6 protein-coding genes and 1 pseudogene are annotated in these 7679 nt (G+C 36.6%); all 7 read left to right on the top strand.

What is annotated here, in order from left to right; translation table 11 throughout:
- The coding region (locus RTL21_RS08330) for an SDR family oxidoreductase (protein WP_312095190.1) at positions 1-239 on the top strand (239 nt) is incomplete at its 5' end.
- 137 nt (positions 240-376) lie between these two features.
- Positions 377-607 carry an acyl carrier protein gene (locus tag RTL21_RS08325; RefSeq protein WP_016201082.1) on the top strand — a complete coding sequence of 77 codons (231 nt, stop codon included), beginning with the start codon at positions 377-379 and terminating at the stop codon, positions 605-607.
- 424 nt (positions 608-1031) lie between these two features.
- The gene (gene rnc / locus RTL21_RS08320) at positions 1032-1754 is read left to right on the top strand and encodes a ribonuclease III (RefSeq protein ID WP_312095184.1); all 723 of its coding nucleotides are present in this window, start codon (positions 1032-1034) and stop codon (positions 1752-1754) included.
- A 66-nt stretch (positions 1755-1820) separates the two neighbouring features.
- Entirely contained in the window at positions 1821-5390 is a 3570-nt protein-coding gene (gene smc / locus RTL21_RS08315; RefSeq protein WP_312095182.1) for a chromosome segregation protein SMC, read from the top strand.
- A 173-nt stretch (positions 5391-5563) separates the two neighbouring features.
- A complete protein-coding gene (ftsY, locus tag RTL21_RS08310) occupies positions 5564-6553 on the top strand; it encodes a signal recognition particle-docking protein FtsY (protein ID WP_312095180.1) in 990 nt (329 codons plus the stop codon).
- A gap of 154 nt (positions 6554-6707) precedes the next feature.
- A complete protein-coding gene (locus RTL21_RS08305; RefSeq protein ID WP_312095178.1) occupies positions 6708-6974 on the top strand; it encodes a hypothetical protein in 267 nt (88 codons plus the stop codon).
- Between the two features lie 445 nt (positions 6975-7419).
- A pseudogene (locus RTL21_RS08300) lies at positions 7420-7679 on the top strand (hypothetical protein); the annotation flags it as partial.

Here is a 7679-nt window from a genome sequence, read left to right as displayed (position 1 = left end):
CGGCAAAAGAGCTTGCACAACGAAATATTACCGTAAATGCAATAGCGCCTGGATTTATAACAACGGATATGACGGATAAACTAACAGAAGAAGTAAAAAATAGCATGCTTACGCAAATTCCTCTTGGCCAATTCGGTAGACCTGAAGATATTGCGAATGCAGTTGTCTTTTTAGCTTCTGAAGAAAGCAGTTATATTACTGGTCAAACATTGCATATTGATGGTGGAATGTATATGTAAGTTTTCCTTTATTAAAGGGAAACTAGTGCGAATAGTAGGAGAACTCATACTAGATAGAAAGAACATTGAAAGCTAAAAGTTCTCATTTATTATTTCGGCAAAATACTCTATAATGCATTTGAGGGGAGGTGAAATAAATGGCAGATGTATTAGAGCGTGTAACAAAAATCGTTGTAGATCGTCTTGGTGTTGAAGAATCAGAGGTTACTCTAGAAGCTTCTTTCAAAGATGATTTAGGCGCTGACTCTCTTGACGTAGTTGAACTTGTTATGGAATTAGAAGATGAGTTCGATATGGAAATTTCTGACGACGATGCTGAAAAGATTTCTACAGTTGGTGATGCTGTGAACTACATAAGTAATCGCTAGTCAATGTTAAAAGCTCCGCTAACCCCGGGGCTTTTAATTTTGTTTATTAGCTCTTATGTATAAGAAATTGCCTACTCAGGGGAAAATCCGTATCGTGATGAAAATAGCCCTAAGAATAGATGACAATTTCCGTTTGTATGATGTATACTAATAACTAAATGCCTATAATTTAGAGGTATGATAGAGTAGTAATGAACGGTAAAGCTGTTAGCTGTTCAAAAGTATTTTAAATAAGCGTATAAGCGCATAAAAATGGATAAAATAGTTTTTCTTATGTGAAGTGGGGTTATCCCCCTAGTGGTAGCCCAATTTCTGTTATAGAAAAGGCTTGGAGAGAAAAAACTTTCCAAGTTTCTTTGCGTTTTTTATCTTTTTTACTTAAACTTGAAATGAATTGTAAACTTAGTGCTAAGGTGGAGGCAAAATGCGAGGCAATCGAAAAGACAAAAGAACCGTGCGACCAAATGAAAAAAAAATGAAGGAACTACAAGATAAAATAGGGATTCACTTTACAGACGAAAAACTATTGAAACAGGCTTTTACCCATTCATCATATGTGAATGAGCATCGAAGAAAACCACATGAAGATAATGAAAGACTAGAATTTCTTGGTGATGCCGTTTTAGAACTAACGGTTTCTAAATTTCTCTTTAAGAAATTTCCAATGATGAGTGAAGGGGAACTAACAAAATTGCGAGCAGCAATTGTTTGTGAACCATCATTAGTATCATTTGCTAATTATGTGCTCTTAGGTAAGGGAGAGGAAATGACAGGGGGAAGAACGAGACCAGCGCTACTAGCTGATGTGTTTGAAGCGTTTATTGGTGCTCTCTATTTAGATCAAGGTTTAGATACTGTGGTAGCATTTTTAGAAGAAGTTATTTTTCCGAAAATTAATAACGGTGCTTTTTCTCATGTGATGGATTTTAAAAGTCAACTACAAGAATACGTTCAAAGAGATGCTGTTGGAACAATCGAGTACAAAATACTCCTTGAAAAAGGACCAGCTCATAATAGAGAATTTATTTCACAGGTCTTTTTAAACAATCGCGAGCTTGGTACAGGCATGGGACGTTCGAAGAAAGAGGCAGAGCAGCAAGCAGCTCAAAAATCATTATTAATATTAAAGGCGGAAAGTGAAAAATAAGTTGTTTAACATGACGCAGATAAGAAAAATGCAACTAGAGAAACAAGGAAGAATCGGGGTGAGGGTATGTTCTTAAAACGGTTAGATATTATCGGATTTAAGTCATTTGCAGATCGAATTTCTGTCGATTTTGTGCCAGGTGTCACGGCAGTAGTTGGCCCCAATGGAAGTGGGAAAAGTAATATTACCGATGCTATTCGCTGGGTTCTTGGCGAGCAGTCAGCTAAATCATTACGTGGAAGTAAGATGGAGGATGTTATTTTTTCGGGTAGTGACTCAAGAAAAGCAGTAAACTTTGCAGAAGTAACATTAACTTTAGAGAATGAGGATCATTTTCTTCCATTGGATTACCATGAAGTAAGTGTAACAAGACGCGTTTATCGTTCAGGGGAAAGTGACTTTTTAATCAATAAACAATCTTGTCGTCTGAAGGATATTATTGATTTATTTATGGATTCAGGACTGGGACGAGAGGCTTTTTCGATCATTAGCCAGGGGAAAGTCGAGGAAATCTTAAATAGTAAAGCAGAGGATCGCAGGTCTATATTTGAAGAAGCAGCAGGCGTATTAAAATATAAGACGCGAAAGAAAAAGGCAGAGGGAAAGCTTGTAGAAACACAGGATAACCTTAACCGTGTGAACGATATATTACATGAATTAGAAAGTCAGGTTGAGCCATTAAAGATACAAAGTTCGATGGCTAAGGAATATTTGCATCATCGAGAAAATCTCGAATCCATTGAAGTTGCCTTAATGGTACATGATATTGAGGAAGCGCACGAGCGATTTGAAGCGATTTCGAAGCAACTAGATGCCTATAAACAAGAAGAGTTAAAGCTATCCTCCTTGCTACAAAGTAAGGAAGCAAAGATGGAAGAAGTGAAGAACGAGGTAGCAGCACTAGATGAATCGATTGATGATCTGCAACAGGTTCTTCTGTTAGTCAGTGAAGAATTAGAGAAGCTGGAAGGTAGAAAAGAAGTATTAAAAGAAAGAAAAAAGAATGCTACACAAAACCGTGATCAGCTTGAAAAAAGTAAAGTAGAGCTTCAAGAACGAGTAGCGGCACTTGTTTTGCAAAAAGAAACGCAGCAAAAGCTTGTCCACGAATTGCAAGCCGAATCAAAAGAAATTGAAGATACATTAAAGGTTAACGAGAAAAATCTTACTCTTTTTAACGAGAATTTAGAAGAAAAAATTGAAATGCTAAAAAGTGACTATATCGATATAGTCAGTAACCAGGCAGCGTCAAAAAATGAGCTGAATTCGGTTATCCATCAATTGGAAAATCAAGAAAAAAGAACGTCTCAGCTTGATGAAGAAAATATAAATTTTACGAATGAACGTGTACACATTCAGGAAAAAAAGACCAGGATTACAGATAAGCTTAAGGAGCTATCTGATGAACTAGAGGCATGCTTGAAAGGTTATGATGAAAAACAGAGCCATTTCGAAGGAATAGAAGCAAAGGTTCAGCAGATTGAAAAGGCTCTTTATCAGTCATACCAGTATGCGCAGCAGGCGAAATCGAGAAAAGAAATGCTCGAAGAACTGGAAGACGATTATTCAGGATTTTTCCAAGGGGTAAAAGAAGTTCTTAAAGCAAGAGGCAAGTCTTTACAAGGTATTAGAGGAGCAGTTGCTGAATTAATGCATGTTCCCAAGGAGTACAGTGTTAGCTTGGAAATTGCTTTAGGTGGATCGATGCAGCATATTGTCGTAGAGACAGAGCAAAATGGTCGTGAAGCAATTGCGTTTTTAAAGAAAAACGGCTTTGGACGAGCTACTTTTTTACCAATGAATGTTATTAAAGGGAAAACGCTTGGCGATTCGCAACTACGATTAATACAAGGTCATCCTGCTTTTGTTGGCATTGCAGCAGATTTAATTAACTATGACAGTCAATATAGTGAAATTATGCGCAGTTTACTTGGAAATGTCGTTATTACGAAGGACTTAAAGGGTGCCAATGAAATGGCGAAAATTCTTCAGTATCGTTCCCGCTTTGTTACGTTAGACGGAGAAATTGTTAACCCTGGTGGTTCGATGACAGGTGGGGCAATTAAGCAAAAGCAGGCGTCTATCATCACCCGAAAAGGGGAATTGGAAGAGCTCAAGAAAAAGATTTTTGAAATGGACAAAACATCTCTTAAGCTGGAGGAACAGCTGAAAAAAGGGAAAACGGCATTGCAAACAGAAGAATCATCGATTGAAGAAGCACGCTTAAAAGTCGAGGATCTTCGTTTTCAAATTCAAACATGGAAAGATGATTTAAAAGAGGTTGAATTCGAAGAAAGAGCGATGAATGATAAATTGTCACTTTATGATCGTAATAAGGCAGATTCTCACCAAGAGCAAGAGTTACTTCTAAAGAGACGAACTGATTTGCAAACAGAGCTTGAAGGGCAGAATAAAAAGCTTTCTGAATTGGATACAGAGATTGCCTTATTAACAGAGCAGAAAAATAAACAAACGGTTTCTAAAGAATCGGTAGTAAATACAATTAGCGATTTACGGATTCAATCTGCTGCAAAAAAAGAACAACTTAGACATGAAAAAGATAAGCTTGCGACTCTTATCCAAGAGCATGAAGCAACAGAAGAAAAATGGAAGCTTGTCAGTGAAGACCTTCGTTTGCTTTCTTCTGAAATGAGTGATTCTCATTCTGGGGAAGCGACTTTAGAAGAAGCGGCAGAGCAAAAACTGCATGAAAAGCAAGAAACAATTCGGTTAATCTCTTTGCGTAGAGAGGAAAGATTGCAAAAGCAAATGCAATTAGAAGAACTTGAGCTTGAAACGAAGGAGCAACGGAGACTTCACAGAGGAATTGTTCAGGCGTTAAAGGATGAAGAAGTAAAATTAAATCGTGTAGATGTAGAATTAGATACACGATTAACCAATTTGCGTGAGGAATACTTATTAACATATGAAGGAGCAAAGCTAGAGTATCCTTTAACATTAGAAGTAGAGGAAGCACGTAAAAAGGTGAAGCTAATTAAATTAGCAATGGAAGAACTAGGAACTGTCAATCTTGGTGCCATTGAGGAATATGAGCGAATTTCAGAAAGATACGAGTTCCTCCTAGAGCAAAAAACGGATTTAGAAGCAGCGAAGGATACGCTTTACCAAGTAATCGATGAGATGGACGAGGAAATGAAAAATCGCTTTGCTCAAACCTTTGAAGGAATAAAAGAGCATTTTGAAACCGTCTTTCAAAGCTTATTCGGTGGAGGAAGTGCGGATCTAGTATTAACAAATCCAGAAGACCTCTTAAACACAGGCGTAGAGATTGTGGCCCAGCCACCAGGGAAAAAACTGCAAAACTTAAGTCTACTATCTGGTGGAGAAAGAGCATTGACAGCAATCGCCTTGTTATTCTCCATTCTTAAAGTGCGACCTGTTCCATTCTGTATTTTGGATGAGGTCGAAGCAGCATTGGATGAAGCAAATGTATTCCGATTTAGCTCTTACTTAAAACGCTATAGCGCTGAAACACAGTTTATTGTCATTACCCACCGGAAAGGAACAATGGAAGAAGCAGATGTCCTTTATGGGGTTACAATGCAAGAATCTGGCGTATCTAAGCTCGTCTCCGTGCGTTTGAGCGAAACGAATGAATTAGTAGCAAATGGATAGCTCTATTTTGCAATAGAGGAATGTTTGAGAGGCTTACTGTTCGTCATGGAGGCGAGCGGTAAGCCTTGAAAAACAAATGGGGTAAATGGGTTGTATTAGTACCTTGGTTTGAAAACAACAGAAATACACATTATACATAAACAGAAAATTTTAGAAGGAAAGAAGGGATAAGAATGAGTTTTTTTAAAAAATTAAAAGAAAAAATGTCTCAGCAGACAAATACAGTAACCGAGAAGTTTAAAGAAGGATTAACGAAAACAAGAAATAATTTTTCAGATAAGGTCAATGATCTCGTATCTCGTTATCGCAAAGTAGATGAAGATTTCTTTGAAGAGCTAGAAGAAATCCTTATTGGCGCCGATGTTGGCTTTGAAACAGTGATGGAACTAATTGATGAACTAAAAAAAGAAGTGAAACGAAAAAATATCCAAGATCCAAAAGAAGTACAAGATGTTATTTCTGAGAAATTAGTGGCTATTTATCAAAATGGGGAAGAAGAATCTTCTACGATTAATATGCAAGCAGACGGATTAACGGTCATTCTTTTTGTAGGAGTAAATGGAGTAGGGAAAACTACTACGATCGGTAAGCTTGCTCATAAATATAAAGAAGAAGGGAAAAAGGTTTTACTTGCTGCCGGAGATACTTTCCGTGCCGGAGCAATCGAACAATTAGAAGTGTGGGGAGAGCGCGTTGGAGTTGAAGTTATTAAACATTCAGAAGGCTCTGACCCAGCAGCTGTTATGTTCGATGCAGTACAGGCAGCGAAATCTCGTGAAGCGGACATACTTCTTTGTGATACTGCTGGAAGATTGCAGAACAAAGTAAATTTGATGAAAGAGTTAGAAAAAGTAAAGCGAGTTATTGAGCGAGAAGTTCCAGGTGCTCCTCATGAAGTCCTGCTTGTCCTAGATGCAACGACTGGACAAAATGCGTTAGTACAGGCAAAGACTTTTAAAGAAACGACAAATGTAAGTGGAATTGTCCTAACCAAATTAGATGGTACAGCCAAAGGTGGTATCGTGTTAGCGATCCGCAATGAATTGCATATTCCTGTAAAATTTGTTGGGTTAGGGGAAAAAATGGACGATCTTCAAAGCTTCGACCCAGAGCGATATGTATACGGCTTGTTTTCTACGTTAGTAGAGGAAAGCGAAGAGTAAAAGTGAATTTAGATAGGTGTCGCAAAGGAAACTTTGCGGCATTTTTTTGTTGGCTGTTTTTTTGATTGTTAAATCTTTGCAAAGACGTAATAAAAATAAGGATATGTAGAATAATAAAAAGTAGCATAGTATTTTATTTGCGGAGGGAAGACGTTTGATCATTCAATGCACTGTTTTGCTTATTCTTATTGGAGGAATTGCTTTAATGGTAAAAGGGCATCTTATAGAGCATCATGCCTATGTTCGACTTGGAGATTCCTTGCCAACTAAAAAATATGAAGAGGAAGAATGGGAAAACCTGCTTACATTAGAAGAAGAAAATTTATTTCTACGTAGTTTATCAGGCATGCGTATGAAAATAATCGGCGCGCTTTTAATAGCGATTCCGGCTAGTATTCTTATTTTATTTCATATTCATTAGTTTTTGGTTTGGCTGATATATTAGATTTTTAGATCATATTTAGGTTGTTTTGGATAATATATTAAAATTTTGGCTCATATCTTGGTTACTTTGGCTCATATATTCATTTTTTGGATCATATCCATCATTTCCTTCTTACTTCATAAATTTTTTTAAATCGGATATAGACTAAAACTCCTGATAACTTTCACGAACAGGAGTTTTTTTATTGGAAATATTAATAAAATTGTTTCCGGTATATAAAACCTTTCAACCATTCCCTTCGTCTAATAGATAATAGAATAAAATTTCTTATAAGTAATTTTCTTACAAAAAAATATGTATAAAAAGTATAAAATGTTGTAAAATTACATCATGAAATTTTTTCTAATTTACTGTAGGGAGGAAACTACTGCCAATCGTCTATTAAATAGAATGAAAAAATAAAAAATGGGGGAAACATAGTTTGCGAAAAGTCAAAAAAGTCCTAATTGTATGTTTTATTTTATTTTTGGCTACTACTTTTATTGTGAAAGAAGCTAATGCTGCAGCTACAGACGGAATAAAAATTTTAACAGAAGCTGGCTTGGATGGAAAAGTAATCGATGGTAAAGGATTTACGCTGAAGGTTACGATTGAAAATAAGGACAAGGATTTTAAAGGTGATTTACTTATCCCTTATTCGCCTAGTTATGATCTAGGCGGACAAACATTAGTAGCTGTCGA

Source organism: Niallia sp. (assembly GCF_031978665.1).
Lineage (GTDB): Bacteria > Bacillota > Bacilli > Bacillales > Cytobacillaceae > Niallia.
This window is presented reverse-complemented; position numbering and strand designations above follow the sequence as displayed.

What these genes read in the sequence shown, in the direction of transcription:
- RTL21_RS08325 (WP_016201082.1), top strand. Translation starts at nt 377, where the DNA reads ATGGCAGATGTATTAGAGCGTGTAACAAAAATCGTTGTAGATCGTCTT.
- rnc (WP_312095184.1), top strand. Translation starts at nt 1,032, where the DNA reads ATGCGAGGCAATCGAAAAGACAAAAGAACCGTGCGACCAAATGAAAAA.
- smc (WP_312095182.1), top strand. Translation starts at nt 1,821, where the DNA reads ATGTTCTTAAAACGGTTAGATATTATCGGATTTAAGTCATTTGCAGAT.
- ftsY (WP_312095180.1), top strand. Translation starts at nt 5,564, where the DNA reads ATGAGTTTTTTTAAAAAATTAAAAGAAAAAATGTCTCAGCAGACAAAT.